The following is a 15,341-nucleotide window of genomic DNA, read 5'->3' as shown; positions in this document are numbered from 1 at the left end:
TTGTTTATCTCACAACATGACACATTCCAAATTTGCACTATCCACTCTCGGCCTGTACGTCGGCCTGAGTGTCGCGGGTGTTTCCACGAGTTACGCCGCCGATACCCTCTGGCTCACCAATGGTGACAAAGTCACTGGACAGATTACTCTGCTGGACAGCGGCAAACTGTTCATCAAAACGGACTATGCCGATACGCTGTCCGTTTCCTGGGACAAGGTCAAAACCTTCCAGACCGACCATGCGATGGTCATTCAGGGTCACCGTTATGAAGAGGGTGTGCTCTACCCGGCCATTAAACCGGCGGAAACCCGCGGGATTGTGGTTCAGAAGCCGTTGAGCGATGGCGGCGATCAGGCGGGAACGGCGAACGAAGGCACGCTGGCGCTGAGCGACATCAACTCCATGATCGTTCCTAAACCGCTGGTGCAGGATCTCTCCTGGAAAGGCAACATCGACGCCAGCCTGTCGCACAAGAAAAGTTCGACGACGACCAACAACCACGATGTGGTGTTGAGCACCAAACTTCTGCACGGCACCTGGCGTCATAATCTGGACGCGGGCTACCACATGGCCGAAGAAGACGACGTAGACAGCACCAAAAACGTCGGCGGTGAATATGCGCTGGACAAATTCATCGATGAAAACTGGTTCTGGCAGGGCCGTTACCAATACAAACGCGACTGGGTGGAAGAGATCAAGATCAGCCGCTCAATCGGTACCGGTCCGGGTTATCAGTTCTGGGATAACGATCTGGGCGCCTTCTCCGTCACTGCGCTGGTGAGTAGCCAGCAGTTCGTCTATCAGGAAGAGGGTCAGGACGACTTCTTCGCCGGCGGTCTGAAATGGGACTACAGCCGTTACTTCTCCGGTAAGAAAACACAGCTCTTCACCACGGGCGAAGTCGGACGTTCCTTCGACAACACCACCAAGCTGTACTTCAAAGCCGGTGCAGGTCTGCGCTATAAGCTCACCAACTGGTCCTCCGTCAGCATGCAGGTGGCGCGTAACCGGACGCAAAGCGTTCAGGGCAACGTCAACGATACCCTGTACTCACTGGGTCTGGGCGTCGGCTGGTAAGGCCACGCGTTCCACACTATCGTGAGAGAACCTTCTGCTCGCGACATAAAAAAACCATCGGCCTTGCAGTCGATGGTTTTTTCTTTTGCGGCTTGCTCGCCGAGTTAACGACATCTGTCCCGGCGAAAAGATACGCCGGGAAGGCTTGTCGCCCTACTTGCCAATGTCATCGTAATACAACATGGAGTTAGCCAGACTCTGTTTCACGTCTTTCAGATTGTCGCGCACCGCCACCAGACGCATACCTTGCAGCATTACCACAAACGGCGAATGCTCACGGATCTCCTTCTGTAGCGTTTGATACAGCGCCTGGCGCTTCGCGCGATCGCGCTCGGCCGCCGCAGCCTGCGTTTGCTGACTGAGTTCCGGAATATCCCAACCTACGCGCCAGGCCAGTGTTTTGGGACCGTTCGGCACGTTATAGGCGAAGGTGCTGGCGTTGGTATTCGGGTCGATGTAGTCCGGTCCCCAGTAAACAAAAATCGACTGGAAATTACGCGAGCGCATTTTCGTCCACAGCTCGCTTTCCACCACTGGCTGTACGTCAATATGGATGTCGGCTTGGGCAAAACTGGCCTGCAACGCCTGAGCGATATCGGTGTACGGCGGCTGATTAATGACGGTCAGCGCGAAACGCGTGCCCGGCTTGATTCCGGCGTCACTCAAGATCTTCTTCGCTTTATCAACGTCGAGTTTGAAGGGTTGCTCTTTCGCCGCGCCATCAAACCCTTCCGGCAGGAAATTCTGATGCACGATGAACTGGCCATTGAGCAGGTTCTTCGAGATCCCTTCATAATCCACCAGCCAGCGTGCTGCCTGCCAGAATGCGGGGTTGCCCAGCGTCGGCGCTTTATTATCCTGCGTGTTGAATCCGAGATAGTAAATCTTGCCGCCCGGCGACGTACTGATCTTGACGCCCGGCTGATTCGCCAGTGCGCTGAACTGATCCGCCCCCAGATCGTACGCCACGTCCGCATCGCCCTGAATCAATAGCAGACGACGCGCGCCCGGATCGGCCACATCTTTCAAAATCACCTGCTTCAATTTTGGCTGCTTCACGCCATGCGTGTTGGCTTCCAGCACCAGCGCCTGCTGCGGAATGTAGTTGCGAAGCTGATAAGCACCGCTGCCCGCAGAGTGATTTTTCAACCAGCCGCTGCCGAAATCATCGTTCACGCCATGGCTGGAAACCACTTTGCTATCGACGACAGAGGCGACGCCAGAGGAAAGCAACCGGAGCGCCAGATCGCTGCCGATATCCGCCGTCCAGCGGACTTCCAGCTGATGATCGTCGAGCTTTTTAAACTGCGCGTCGATGTTTTCCGCTTTCCAGCCCAGCTCGTTTAAAATAAACGCCGGCGTTTTATTCAGCTTCACCGCCCGGGTAAATGAATAAATCACGTCATCCGCCAATACCGGATTGCCGGAGGCGAAAGTCGCTTTAGGGTCCAGCGTGAAAACCAGACTGTGTCCGTCAGCACCGACCTGCCAGGATGTCGCCAGATCGGGATTAAGCTGCGTCGGGTTAACGCGATCGCTCTTCACCAGCGCCTGATACAGCGCATCCAGCGAACTGGTGCTGACCGTTTCGAAACTTTCCGCCGGATCCAGGCTAATGATGCCGTTAAGGGAGATCGCCACCACCAACGTATTCGGCGGTGTCGCCGCTCGCAGCGACGGGCTGGCCAGCAAAACCGTCGCCAGCATGACGGGAAGCCACTTTTTCATATTGTCTCCATGACACAAATTGAATGATGGGTAGAGTCTAGAGAAAAGACCGGTGATTGCGCTAATGGCATAAACTGCTTTGATATAACCGTTTACGCTAATCAGGTCAGAACGGCTGCAAACGCCCCTGCGACATCGCCGCCGCGCGGTCGCATAAATGGTCAATCACGTTACCGTCATGGCTGACCAGCACCAAGGTCAGATCGCCTGCCGATTTCAGCTCATTCAGCAAATTGAGAATTTCAGCCTGCACCGACATATCCAGCGCGGACGTCGGTTCATCCAGCAGCAACAGCTCCGGCTGGAGCAGCAGCGCCCGAATGATCGCTACACGCTGACGTTGACCGCCCGAAAGCTGATGCGGATAACGATCCAGCAGCGTTAGCGGCAAGTCGACTCGCTGAAACGCGCGTTCAATCCGTCCGTCGATATCCGTTTCTCCGAGCAGTCTAAGCGGCTCGGACAACGTGCGCCTCAGGCGATGACGGGGATGCAATGAAGCGAATGGGTCCTGAAAGACCATCTGTACCCGGCGACGCAGTGCTCCCGTAAAGGCCTGATGCGGTTTCACCGGCTGATCCAGCAAGGTCATCTCCCCCTGCCAGTGCAGATTCAGGCCCGCCAGCGCCCACAGCAACGACGATTTGCCGCAGCCGGACGGACCAACCAGCCCAAAACATTCGCCGCGCGGAATGGTCAGATCGACGTCATGAACGACCCTATTAGCGTGGCCTCCCTGCGGGTGTGACACGCTTAAATGACGTAGTACAACAGCATGACGACTCATGACAATGACTCCAGCAACACACGATCTAATACCGGCAGCACCTGCCCCCGGGTGTGTCGACTCGGCTGACAGTTCCACAACGTGCGGGTATACGGATGAGTGGCCTGCGGCAACGCTTCCGCCGCCAGGGCATCCAGCAAGCGCCCTTTGTACATCACCAGCACGCGTTCACAGTGACGCGCCACCTGCGGGAGATCATGGCTGATCAACAACAGCCCCATATTGCGTTCTTCCACCAACCGATCGATCAGCGATAGCACCTGATCGCGTCGTTCATGATCCAAAGCGGACGTCGGCTCATCGGCGATCAGCAACTCCGGCTCAGTAATTAGCGCGATGGCCAGCATGACACGCTGTCCCATCCCGCCGGAAAGCTGATGCGGATACTGCTTATACAATCGTTTGGGATCCGCCAACCCGACGGCGTTAAGCATATCCAACACCTTTTCGCGCCGTTCGCGCGCGGATAGCGAGGTATGCAGCTTCAGCGGCTCTTCCACCTGCCAACCCACCTGGCGCATCGGATTCAGCGCATGTTTCGGGTCCTGCAAGACCATCGACACCCGGTCGCCGCGCCACTGCCGCCACTGGCTTTCGCTTAACGAAGCCAGCGACTGGCCGTTCATAACGACATCGCCGCTATGAATTCGGCACGCGGACGGCAGCAATCCCATCAAGGCTTTGGCGGTCAGGGACTTACCGGAACCCGATTCGCCGACCAGCGCGACACGCTCCCGCCCCAGACGGAACGACAAGGGATGCACCAGCAGCGCTGACGGGTCATCCGCCAATCCAATGGACAGCTGGTTGACGTCCAGCAACGTGGTTTCACTATTTTTCATGTCGCGGGTCCAGTTTGTCGCGCAGGCCATCGCCCAGCAGGTTAAACGTCAGACTGGCGAACAAGATTGCGCCGCCCGGCGCGGCCGCCACCCACCATTGATCGAAAATGACTTTGCTCCCTTCCGACACCATTGAACCCCATTCAGCGGTCGGCGGTTGTACGCCCATTCCCAGAAAGCCCAGTCCGGCGGCGGCAAGGATAATCCCCCCCAGACTCAGCGCAGCGCGCACCACCGCGCCCGGCAAACACAGCGGCAAGATATGTCCGCTCATCAGCCGCAGGCCGGTAATGCCCTGCATACGGGCGGCGGCCAAATAGTCGCTGCGGCGCAGCGCCAGCGTCTCTGCGCGGGCCTGACGGGCAAACTGGGGCCAGCTGGTCAGCGCCAGCGCCAAAGCGCCGTTAATCAGCCCCGGCCCCAGCACCGCCACCATCGCCAGCGCGATCACCAGCCCCGGCAGAGACAGGACGATATCGGTCAGCCGCATAAGCGTCTTTTCAAACCAACCGCCGAGATAACCCGCGCTTATGCCGACCAGCAGACCGACCGGCACGGTGAGGATCAGGATCAGCGAAACCAGTAATAGCGTGGGCCGCGCGCCATAGAGCACCCGGGACAACAGATCCCGGCCGAACCCATCCGTTCCCAGCCAATGCTCGGCGGAGGGCGGCAGCAAACGCTGGGTGATGAACTGCGCATTCGGGTCATACGGCGCAAGCCACGGGGCAAGCAACGCAATCCCGATTAACAGAGACAGGAGAACGCAGCCAATATTCAAGCTGTTCACGGCAGGCCAAAAAGTGCGTCGGGCGCGCGGCTGCGAACGCAGGCCCTTAAAGAGAGTCAATCGCATCATCGTGTCCGAGGGTCAGTGAGGTAAATCAGCGCATCGGCCAACGCATTCATCAGAATAAAGCACAGGCCGATGAGGAGAGTGGAGCCGAGAATGGCGGGAATATCCGCGCCAAACAGCGCGGTCGTCAGATAACGCCCCACGCCGGGCCATGAGAAGACCGTTTCGGTCAGCACCGCGCCTTCGAGGAGGCTGGCATACGACAGCATCAGTACCGTGACCATGACGCCGCGAATATTGGGCAATACATGGCAAAGCAAGATGCGCAGTTGACCGGCGCCCTTCGCGCGAGCCAGTAACACGTACTCTTTATGGCATTCGTCCAGCATCGCCGCTCGCAACAGTCGGGTTATCCCCGCCATCGACAGCAGACCCAGCACGCAGGCGGGAAGCCACAGATGACGAATGGCGTTGCGAAACATCTCCGGATCGCCGCTGAGCCAGGTATCGATCAGGACAAACCCTGTGCGCGGCTCCAGCGTGTATTGATAGATATCATCAAGTCGTCCCGGACCGCCAGCCCAGTGCAAAACCGCATAAAACAGCAGCAAACTCAGCAGCCCTAACCAGAAAATGGGAACGGAATACCCCACCAGCGAGATCATCCGCACCGCATTATCCAGCAGGCTGCCGGGCTTCAGGACCGACAGCAACGCCAGCGTCACGCCAAAGACAAAGCCGATGATAATGGCGCAGGTCGCCAGCTCGAGCGTCGCGGGAAACGCGCGCATCAAATCATCGAAGACAGGCTGAGAGGTGCTGCGGGAAATGCCCAGATCGCCGTGAGCGAGCGCCGTCAGGTAATGCCAGAACTGAACCCATAGCGGTTGGTCCAGACCTAACTGCTGCCGGACCTGCAGATAGGTCGACTCGCTGGCGCGATCGCCCGCAATTTGCAGCGCCGGATCGATGGGCGCCAGATGAGTCAGTAAGAAAGTGAAAAGCAGGAGCCCCAGCAGCGTGATGGCCAGCGCCAGCAGACTGCTCAGCACAGTTCCGGTTCGTTGCCACCCGGCACGGAGGTGTCCATGAATTGTACGCACTACGCTATCCCTCATTTGCCGAGTAAAAATAAGGCCCGGAGTGTAGGCGAGATGACAAAAGCGTTTGAAATTATATTCAGTGATATGGATATAACTATATATTATATATGGAAAAATGAGGTGAATTATTCGCCGGAAGGTGACGCGTCCAAAAGCTCTCTGACTCTTTGCGCCAGCGCAATCAGATTGTCGTCCGGCATCCCATAATGTTGTAGTTCGCGCTCCAGGGAAAAAAGGTATTGCGCGTTCGTGCCAAGCGGCCCCCGTGCACGCGCGATCAGCGGCGCCACGCTTTGAATGCAGGTATCCTGTTCCAGCAGCGGATGGTCGGGATTGATGACAAAAACCAGCGCCGTCAGGTAACCGCCTTCGGCGCACTCCAATTCACACCACAGGGGACGATAGCAGCTGGTCAGCATTTCCCGTTTCCACAGCAGCGCCAGCTCTTCGCGCAGGCTGTCTTCCGGAAGACGATAGGCAAGTCCCGTCGTTTCTCCTCCCGGTTTGAGTCCCAACATTCGCCCCGGCTGAGCCGTGGTGCCGCGCCCGGCGGTCAAACGTAAGCAAAACGCGCGCTGCCAGCCTTTCAGCGTGGCCAGGCAACTCTCGGTCGCATCAAAGGCAGGATTCCACATCAGAGAACCGTAGCCAAAGATCCAAACGCCCTCATGCTGGGGACGGCAGGATAAAGTGGTTTCCAGAGAGTCTGCTCGCTGCTGCGGGGTAAGCAATAAATGCTCTTCGATATGGCCGAACGACGTCCGGCAATCGGCTTTCTGTAAAAAATCACGCGTTAACACAAGTTCTCTTTCCTCACCCCTTACACGCTTTCCTGCTGAATGGCGTCACCCGGCTATTCTGAACGATCATGAACCGTACAATCAACGCGCACGTTGATTATTTTCCCGGCGCGACGGAAACGTTCACCTTGCTTACCAATGTGTTTAACATGATGACGCAAAATGGTCATTTTCCGTTTTCTTTTTAGGAAACAACCCTCAACGCCGAAGCCACTTCGACTTCGCGCCGCTGACCACTTTACGCGGTCTCTTTGTTGTACTGCCTACAATTATTAACGAAAATGCAATTAAATCCGCTTTTTACACGTTTTTATGCCGGTTGGTTTTGAAATACCACCCTAAAATGCACATTAATCGCTCGCAGCGAGTGATTAAATAGTGACTAATTGTAGCAATTTCGTTTATTATTAGAGAGATAAAAGTAAAAATATAAAAATAATTAATTCGGATATATTTATGCAGAAAGTGCATGGATTTAATCGCAGTTAAGGGCTTTTAGTGGCGCTTGGTGTTTGGCATGGCGAATATTCCATAACGACGTTATACGTTATTTCTATCAGCAAGCTCGCGACACAAATAAGGAACCTTCAAGAATGACTTCTTCCGCCGAGACGGTGAAAACCCGTCACCATGAATACACGCTTGTTCTTCCTCTCCTCACGCTGCTGGTGTTGGTCATGTGGGGCGACACCACCAGTTTGGGCGGCATCATCGCTATCAACGCGCTGGCGCTGGTCGGGATCCTTTCCAGCGCCTTCAGCGTGGTGCGTCATGCCGACGTGCTGGCCCACCGTCTGGGGGAACCCTTTGGCTCACTAATCCTCAGCTTGTCCGTTGTCATTCTGGAAGTCAGCCTGATCTCCGCCCTGATGGCGACGGGCGATGCGGGTCCCCATCTGATGCGCGATACGCTTTATTCCATCATCATGATCGTGACCGGCGGTCTGGTGGGATTCGCTCTGCTGCTGGGTGGACGGAAATTCGCCACGCAGTACGTCAATCTGGGCGGTATCAAGCAGTATCTGATGGCGATTTTTCCCCTTGCCGTTCTGGTGTTGGTCTTTCCCGCCGCGTTACCGGCAGGTAACTTTTCCGTGCCGCAGTCGCTGATCATCGCGCTGATCTCGGCAGCAATGTACGGCGTATTCCTGAAAATTCAGACCCGCACGCACCAGAGCCTGTTCGTTTATGATCACGAAGATGAGAGTGACGGCGAAGGGGATAGTCAACACGGCAAACCGTCGGCGCACAGTTCCCTGTGGCATGCGGTATGGCTGGTGATCCACCTGATTGCTGTAATTAGCGTGACCAAAATGGACTCCAAGCTCTTGGAGACCTTGCTTGAACGCATGAACGCGCCGTCCCAGTTCACCGGTTTCCTCGTAGCGCTGCTGATTCTGTCGCCGGAAGGTCTGGGTGCGATCAGAGCCGTTCTGAAAAATCAGGTGCAACGCGCGATGAACCTGTTCTTTGGTTCCGTGCTGGCGACAATCTCCCTGACCGTCCCCGCCGTCACGCTGATCGCCATGATCACGGGCAATACGCTGGATTTCGCGCTGGATATGCCGCACATCGTGGTGATGTTAACTGTGTTGGTTCTGTGCCACATTTCGTTTTCCACCGGGCGCACCAATGTCCTTAACGGAAGCGCGCATCTGGCGCTGTTCGCCGCTTACATCATGACCATCATGCTGTAATCCCTTCTTTAAGGGCATCGTCGCGATAGGTCGATGCCCTTTTCCTTCTGACTTTTTTGGCTTCGGCCCTCCCGGTTTCCTTTGTTTTCCTCGGATAAGCGCAGCAGCGGCGGCCAACTTGCTGTTTTTCGGCCTATTCACGACCTTCCAGCCACGCGTCGGTCAGAAATTATGACAGTTGTTCAACATGTTAGCGTTCGCACCGATTCAAGGTTACATCGGAAACTGAAAGGTAATACATAATGCTTTTCTATTGATTTACATCTGGATCTTCGTTGAACAATGGGCGTATCGTAATACTTTAACCCGCGACGGGCCTCCTGCCGACCCGCCATCTGTTTTCATTTTGTTGGTCCTAGTCTTAGATGAAATCATACCTATTTAACGGCATTAAACCGTTCAGCGCGTTTCTTGACGCCTGCTGGCGGGAAAAATATACCTTCAAACGTTTTTCCCAAGACTTTGTCGCCGGTATTACCGTCGGCATTATTGCGATCCCTCTGGCGATGGCATTGGCGATTGCCAGCGGCGTTCCTCCTCAATTTGGTCTGTATACGGCTGCGGTCGCTGGCCTGATCACCGCATTATGCGGCGGTTCGCGTTACAGCGTATCCGGCCCCACGGCGGCCTTCGTCGTCATTCTTTATCCGGTCTCCCAACAGTTCGGTCTTTCCGGCCTGTTGATCGCGACGCTGCTCTCCGGGGTATTCCTGCTCATCCTCGGACTCTGTCGTATGGGGAGGTTGATTGAATATATCCCGGTTTCCGTCACGTTGGGCTTCACCTCGGGTATCGCGATCACCATCGCCACCATGCAGGTGAAAGACTTCTTCGGTCTGACCATTCCGGTGATGCCGGAGCATTACATCGGAAAAGTGCTGGCGCTTGGCAGCGCACTGCCGACCATGCATTTGGGCGACACGCTGATCGGTATCGTCACGCTGGCCGTGCTGGTCATTTGGCCCAAACTTGGCATTCGCCTGCCCGGCCATCTGCCCGCGCTGCTGGCGGGGACGATGGTGATGGGGGTGCTGTCGCTGCTGGACATTCACGTCGCCACCATCGGTTCACGTTTTAGCTACCTACTGGCTGACGGCACCGCGGGACACGGTATTCCGCCAATCCTGCCTCAGTTCGTCCTGCCGTGGAATATGCCAGGGAGCGACGGCAGCGTCATGCCGCTGAGCTGGAGTACTATCTCCGCCCTGCTGCCCGCCGCCTTCTCCATGGCGATCCTCGGCGCGATTGAGTCCCTGCTGTGCGCGGTGGTGCTCGACGGCATGACCGGACGTAAACATAACTCCAATACCGAGCTGATCGGTCAGGGCATCGGCAATATCGTGACGCCATTCTTCGGCGGCATCACCGCGACGGCCGCTATCGCCCGTTCTGCCGCCAACGTCCGCGCCGGCGCCACGTCGCCGATTTCCGCCGTGGTGCATGCGCTGCTGGTGATCCTGGCGCTGCTGGTGCTCGCGCCGTGGTTGTCTTATCTGCCGCTGGCGGCGATGGCTTCGCTGTTGCTGCTGGTCGCCTGGAACATGAGCGAAGCGCGCAAGGTCATCGACCTCATGCGCCACGCGCCGAAAGACGACATCATTGTGATGGTGCTGTGTCTGGCCCTGACGGTGCTGTTCGATATGGTGATTGCGATTACCGTCGGCATCGTTCTCGCCTCTATCCTGTTCATGCGCCGGATAGCGAAAATGACACGTCTCAGCGAACTGCCCGCCACGGTGCAAGGGCAGCGTCTGGTGATTCGCATCAACGGCCCGCTATTCTTTGCCGCCGCCGAGCGTATCTTTGGCGAGCTGTTGGTTCGCAGCAACGAGTATCAGACCATCGTCCTGCAATGGGACGCAGTGCCGGTGCTGGATGCGGGCGGACTGAACGCGCTCTTACGCTTCACCGAACTGCTGCCGCCAGAAAAGCGGCTGGTGATTACCGACATCCCGTTCCAGCCGTTGAAAACGCTGGCCCGCGCCAACGTCGTGCCGATAGAAAACCGCCTGGCGTTCTATCCGACGCTGGAGCAAGCGCTTGAAGCAACGCCGCTTCCGATGACCGCCTAATCGCCGTCTTCTGATTACCGAGCCAGCCGCAAGGCTGGCCGGTATCTTTCTCAAGCCACTCCGCTGTCACGTCCCCTCTCTGTTTTGCTCCCGATAACCCGTTCGTTGCGCTCGTTCCTTCCCTATCACCCGGCGGCTTTTAACACCCTCTTACGCTTGACTCATGGAGACAAAAGGTGACGCGCGCTATGCTGTATCCGAATAATAAAAAGAGCTCGCGGGTATGTATAAGATTGTTTTTGTTGAAGACGATCCCGAAGTGGGAAAACTGATTGCCGCCTATCTGGGCAAACACGATATTGATGTGCACATTGAGCCGCGCGGCGACACCGCCTTGGCGGTGATTGAGCACCAGAAACCGGATTTGGTCTTGTTGGACATCATGCTCCCGGGCAAGGACGGCATGACGCTATGTCGGGAGCTACGCCCCTGTTTCTCCGGGCCTATCGTGCTGCTGACCTCGCTCGATAGCGACATGAACCATATTCTCGCCCTGGAGATGGGCGCCGACGACTACATCCTGAAAACGACTCCGCCCGCCGTGCTGCTGGCGCGTCTTCGCCTGCATTTTCGGCAATACGCCACGCCGCAGCAGCCGACGCTCGACGCCAGCGCGGCCGTACAGGTACACAAGTCGCTGAACTTCGGTCTGCTGTGCATCGATCCGGTCAACCGGCAGGTTCTGCTGGCCGGCGAGGACATCACCCTGTCGACGGCCGATTTCGACCTGCTGTGGCAGTTGGCGACCCATGCCGGGCAAATCATGGATCGCGACGCGCTGCTTAAAAACCTGCGCGGCGTCAGCTACGACGGTATGGACCGCAGCATCGATGTGGCGATCTCCCGCCTGCGGAAAAAGCTGTACGACACGGCGCCGGAAGCAGTGCGCATCAAAACCATTCGCAACAAGGGTTATCTGTTCGCGCCCAACGCCTGGGAGACCCACGCGCCATGAAAAAACTGTTCATTCAGTTCTTTCTCCTGCTGTTCGCCAGCTTTCTGGTAATGACGCTGCTGGTCGGGTTGGTCTACAAGGCCACGGCGGAGCGTGCGGGACGTCAGTCGATGGACGACCTGATGAAAAGCTCGCTCTATCTGATCCGCAACGAACTGCGCACCCTGCCGCCGCGTGAGTGGCACAAGACCATCAGCCAGTTGGACCTCAATCTGTCGTTCAAAATGCACATTGAGCCGATGAACAAATACAAGCTCAGCACAAAGGCGCAGCAGCGTCTGACGCAGGGCGAAATCATCGCGCTGGACGACGAATACACCTTCATTCAGCGCATTCCCCGCAGCCACTATGTGCTGGCGGTAGGTCCGATCCCCTACCTGTTTTTCCTGCATGAGATGCGGATGCTAAACCTGCTGATGTTGGTCATTATCGGACTGTCTCTGGCGCTGCCGGTCTTCCTGTGGATGCGGCCGCACTGGAAAGCGATGTTGCAGTTGGAAACCGCGGCGCAACGGCTCGGTGACGGTCACCTCGAGGAGCGCACCCACTTCGACAATACCTCCAGTCTGTTTCGGTTGGGCGTGGCGTTTAACCTGATGGCCGACAACCTCAATCAGCTCATCGCCAGTAAAAAGCAGCTCATCGACAACATCGCGCACGAGCTGCGCACGCCGCTGGTGCGCCTGCGTTACCGCCTGGCGATGAGCGAAAACCTGCCGGAAGAGGAGCAAGAGGCGATAAATCGCGATATCGGCCAGTTGGAATCGTTGATCGACGAACTGCTGACCTACGCCCGGCTCGACCGCCCGCAGGTCACGTTGCATCTTGAAGAGATCGATCTGTCCGAGTGGCTGGAGCAGCGCATCGCCGATTTTCGACTGGTACATGCCGACAAAACGCTGGAACTGAACGTGCCCCGCCATCAGCACTTCGGCTATCTGGACCTTCGGCTGATGGAACGAGTGCTGAATAATCTGGTCAATAACGCGCTGCGCTTTTGCCAACAGCGCATTCGTGTGGGGCTGACGCTCGATCACGGCGTGGCCTGTCTGCAGATAGAGGATGACGGCCCCGGCATTGCGCCGCAGGACCGTGAGAGCATCTTCGAGCCGTTCGTGCGTCTGGAAGCCGGCATGCAGAACAGCAGCGGCGGTTGCGGTCTCGGACTTGCAATCGTCCACGCGATTGTCCGCGCATACGGTGGCACCATCCGCGCGGAGTCCAGCGCATTGGGGGGCGCCAAAATGACCTTCCTCTGGCCCATCGTCACCAGCGCAGCATCGGCAGACAGCTTAACATCCAACGTTGTACAAACGGTTACACGCGGAAACCAAACACTCACAGACCGCTAGCGCATCATTCCCTATGCTCCTTACATCGGCCCACCACTGTGGCTCGAAACGTAAACGGACAATGAGGAATTGATGATGAATAAAGTATTAGTGATGATCGCTGGCGCAACACTGGGTCTGTCCTCTGTAGCTTTTGCTGCTGACACCACCACCGCGCCTGCGGCAAACGCACCGACCACAACGACCACGACCACCACTCAGACCAAAGCCGATCACGCTAAAAAACACGTGAAAAAACAGGCGAAGAAAGAAACTGAGCAGAAAGCACAGTCCACAAAAAAAGCGGCTAAGAAAAAAGCGGTAGCGCCGGCTCAGAAAGCGCAGGCTGCCAAGAAAAAACACGTGAAAAAACCGGCTGCGCAGAAAGCTCAGGCCGCTAAAAAACACGTGAAGAAAGCCAAGAAAGCCGTAGCGACTCCGGCTGCATAAGTCATACGTCTCACGACATTACCTGACTCAATCCCCGCGCGAGCGGGGATCTATTTTACGATAACCGTCTGATACAAAATTAGATTCCTGAAAGAGCGGCTTTATCATGTTGAGTCAACTGCGCGTTTATCAACTGTCCGACCCCCCCTCTCACGGGCGTCGATTTCATGGAGCCAGGATGATGTTACGTCGTTACTCCTTTGAAATTGTATTATCGCTTCTGCTTCTCGGCGCGTTGATCATCATGCTGTTTTTTCTCTAACGTTCGATCGCTCGATAGCGTTTTCGACACCACGATAGCGCGTTCCACCCCGCCCGTCCGCCAACGCCGAAAACACCGTCATCCCGCTCAGCACAGAATTTTTGTACGTCGTTTCCAAAATCAGGGAACTTAACCATACTGTTAACAGAAAATTTTTTGTTAAAGGCGAATTATTTCATGCGCATATCGGCCTGGCTGCTCTGTTCTTTCACCCTGTTATCGACGGGCGTCAACGCCACCCCGCCGAAAGACGTCCTTCAGCAGCAACGCATTCTGTTTTTTAACCATGATGACCGCGATGCCGTACCGGATACCGCGCAGTGGCCGTGGCAGGCCATTGGTCAGGTCGAAACCGCCAGCGGTAATCTCTGCACCGCGACGCTAATATCTCCGCACCTTGCGCTGACCGCCGGACACTGCGTACTAGCGCCGCCTGGCGTCGCCGACAAGCCGGTGGCGCTGCGGTTTCACGCCACGCCGTCGGGATGGAAATATGAAACGCACAAGCTGGAAGCGATGGTGAATAAGCAGTTGGCGAAACAGCTCAAAGCGGATGGCGACGGTTGGATCGTTCCTCCTTCAGCCGCGCCGCTGGACTATGCACTGATTCGGCTAGAAAAAACACCGCCGGGCATCTCGCCTCTCCCGCTATGGCAAGGGAATGCGCAGGATCTAAAATCGGCGTTGAAACTGGAAGGCCGCAAGGTGACACAGGCGGGCTATCCTGAAGATCATCCCGACACGCTATATCGGCATCAGGATTGCCTCGTCACCGGTTGGAAAAATCAGGCGGTGTTGACGCACCGCTGCGACACGCTGCCCGGCGACAGCGGTTCGCCGCTGTTGCTGAAAACCGGAGATAGCTGGGCGCTGGTGGCGATTCAAAGCTCCGCGCCAGACGCCAGCGAGCGGGATCGGGCGGATAATCAGGCGGTCGCCGTCCCAGCCATCCGCCAGTCGCTCGATGTATTATCCCAACGGCCGGCTCCGTGATCAGATTGACGGCAACAGCGGTTGGATGGCCACCACCTCATGGTGAAGCACCAGAGGATCGGAGATCAACCCGAACTGTTCGTCGTCAGGGTAGGTGACGGCCTCCGGGTAATCTTCGCCCGCGAACATTTTGATCGCGGACAGGTCATTCCAGTAGGTCGCCAGAAAGAAATGCTCATACGCGCCCTGACTTCGCTGCTGCACTTCCGCCCCGCAGTTACCGCGAACACTTCGCGCATGATCGACGCCGGTGCGCTGCAAGTGGCGGGCGAATCCCTCCGCATGTTCGATGGGAACGCAGCCGTGCCAGGTTCTGACTATCATAGAATGACTCCTGTGGTGAGTGAATATTCATGCATTTTAATTGCATTTAAAAACATCCAGCCTATCTTGAGTCGTGACAGATAACAACCGTCTTCACGTTGCATATTTCAGCATCATTTATTA

The 15,341-nt window shown here is 56.5% G+C and carries 14 protein-coding genes; 7 read left to right on the top strand and 7 right to left on the bottom strand.

The genetic code is table 11. The features are described from left to right. Window positions 1-16 precede the first annotated feature (16 nt). Window positions 17-1,078, top strand: coding sequence for a DUF481 domain-containing protein (locus CKQ53_RS13525; protein WP_094118509.1), 1,062 nt, complete (start codon window positions 17-19; stop codon window positions 1,076-1,078). A 153-nt stretch (window positions 1,079-1,231) separates the two neighbouring features. Here CKQ53_RS13525 and CKQ53_RS13520 read toward each other — a convergent pair whose 3' ends face one another. From CKQ53_RS13520 to CKQ53_RS13495, 6 genes are all read right to left on the bottom strand, one after another. Further along, on the bottom strand, window positions 1,232-2,806 hold the full coding sequence (locus CKQ53_RS13520; RefSeq protein ID WP_094118508.1) for an ABC transporter substrate-binding protein: 1,575 nt from the start codon (window positions 2,804-2,806) through the stop codon (window positions 1,232-1,234). Between the two features lie 106 nt (window positions 2,807-2,912). Continuing rightward, complete coding sequence (locus tag CKQ53_RS13515; protein WP_094118507.1) at window positions 2,913-3,593, bottom strand: ABC transporter ATP-binding protein; 681 nt, start codon at window positions 3,591-3,593, stop codon at window positions 2,913-2,915. After that, entirely contained in the window at window positions 3,590-4,435 is an 846-nt protein-coding gene (locus CKQ53_RS13510) for an ABC transporter ATP-binding protein (protein ID WP_244200952.1), read from the bottom strand. The genes CKQ53_RS13515 and CKQ53_RS13510 overlap by 4 nt, the downstream gene beginning before the upstream one ends. Further along, window positions 4,425-5,291 (bottom strand): ABC transporter permease, encoded by an 867-nt coding sequence (locus tag CKQ53_RS13505; RefSeq protein ID WP_118895076.1) that lies wholly within the window; start codon window positions 5,289-5,291, stop codon window positions 4,425-4,427. The genes CKQ53_RS13510 and CKQ53_RS13505 overlap by 11 nt, the downstream gene beginning before the upstream one ends. Continuing rightward, window positions 5,291-6,325 (bottom strand): ABC transporter permease, encoded by a 1,035-nt coding sequence (locus tag CKQ53_RS13500; protein WP_409359766.1) that lies wholly within the window; start codon window positions 6,323-6,325, stop codon window positions 5,291-5,293. The genes CKQ53_RS13505 and CKQ53_RS13500 overlap by 1 nt, the downstream gene beginning before the upstream one ends. A gap of 134 nt (window positions 6,326-6,459) precedes the next feature. Beyond that, entirely contained in the window at window positions 6,460-7,134 is a 675-nt protein-coding gene (locus tag CKQ53_RS13495; protein ID WP_085651846.1) for a gamma-glutamylcyclotransferase, read from the bottom strand. A gap of 593 nt (window positions 7,135-7,727) precedes the next feature. On the opposite strand from CKQ53_RS13495, the gene chaA reads away from it, so the two are divergent. The 6 genes from chaA (at window position 7,728) to CKQ53_RS13465 (ending at window position 14,894) form a co-directional block, all read left to right on the top strand. After that, entirely contained in the window at window positions 7,728-8,831 is a 1,104-nt protein-coding gene (gene chaA, locus CKQ53_RS13490; RefSeq protein WP_094118505.1) for a sodium-potassium/proton antiporter ChaA, read from the top strand. Between the two features lie 365 nt (window positions 8,832-9,196). Then, window positions 9,197-10,903 carry a C4-dicarboxylic acid transporter DauA gene (dauA, locus tag CKQ53_RS13485; protein WP_094118504.1) on the top strand — a complete coding sequence of 569 codons (1,707 nt, stop codon included), beginning with the start codon at window positions 9,197-9,199 and terminating at the stop codon, window positions 10,901-10,903. 223 nt (window positions 10,904-11,126) lie between these two features. Beyond that, window positions 11,127-11,858: a two-component system response regulator RstA gene (gene rstA / locus CKQ53_RS13480; protein WP_085651849.1), complete on the top strand. Its 732-nt coding sequence runs from the start codon at window positions 11,127-11,129 to the stop codon at window positions 11,856-11,858. Further along, entirely contained in the window at window positions 11,855-13,210 is a 1,356-nt protein-coding gene (gene rstB, locus CKQ53_RS13475; RefSeq protein WP_085651850.1) for a two-component system sensor histidine kinase RstB, read from the top strand. Before rstA ends, rstB begins: the two co-directional genes overlap by 4 nt. Window positions 13,211-13,285: 75 nt before the next feature. After that, window positions 13,286-13,639: an acid resistance repetitive basic protein Asr gene (asr, locus tag CKQ53_RS13470; protein WP_085651872.1), complete on the top strand. Its 354-nt coding sequence runs from the start codon at window positions 13,286-13,288 to the stop codon at window positions 13,637-13,639. A 439-nt stretch (window positions 13,640-14,078) separates the two neighbouring features. Further along, a complete protein-coding gene (locus CKQ53_RS13465) occupies window positions 14,079-14,894 on the top strand; it encodes a trypsin-like serine peptidase (protein ID WP_094118503.1) in 816 nt (271 codons plus the stop codon). Here the strand turns inward: CKQ53_RS13465 and CKQ53_RS13460 are convergent, their stop codons facing one another. Then, complete coding sequence (locus CKQ53_RS13460; RefSeq protein WP_085651852.1) at window positions 14,895-15,218, bottom strand: hypothetical protein; 324 nt, start codon at window positions 15,216-15,218, stop codon at window positions 14,895-14,897. Window positions 15,219-15,341: the final 123 nt, after the last annotated feature.

The sequence above is a fragment of the Lonsdalea britannica genome (assembly GCF_003515985.1).
Lineage (GTDB): Bacteria > Pseudomonadota > Gammaproteobacteria > Enterobacterales > Enterobacteriaceae > Lonsdalea > Lonsdalea britannica.
The sequence above is the reverse complement of the archived record's forward strand: the minus strand, read 5'-3'. Positions and strand labels throughout refer to the sequence as shown.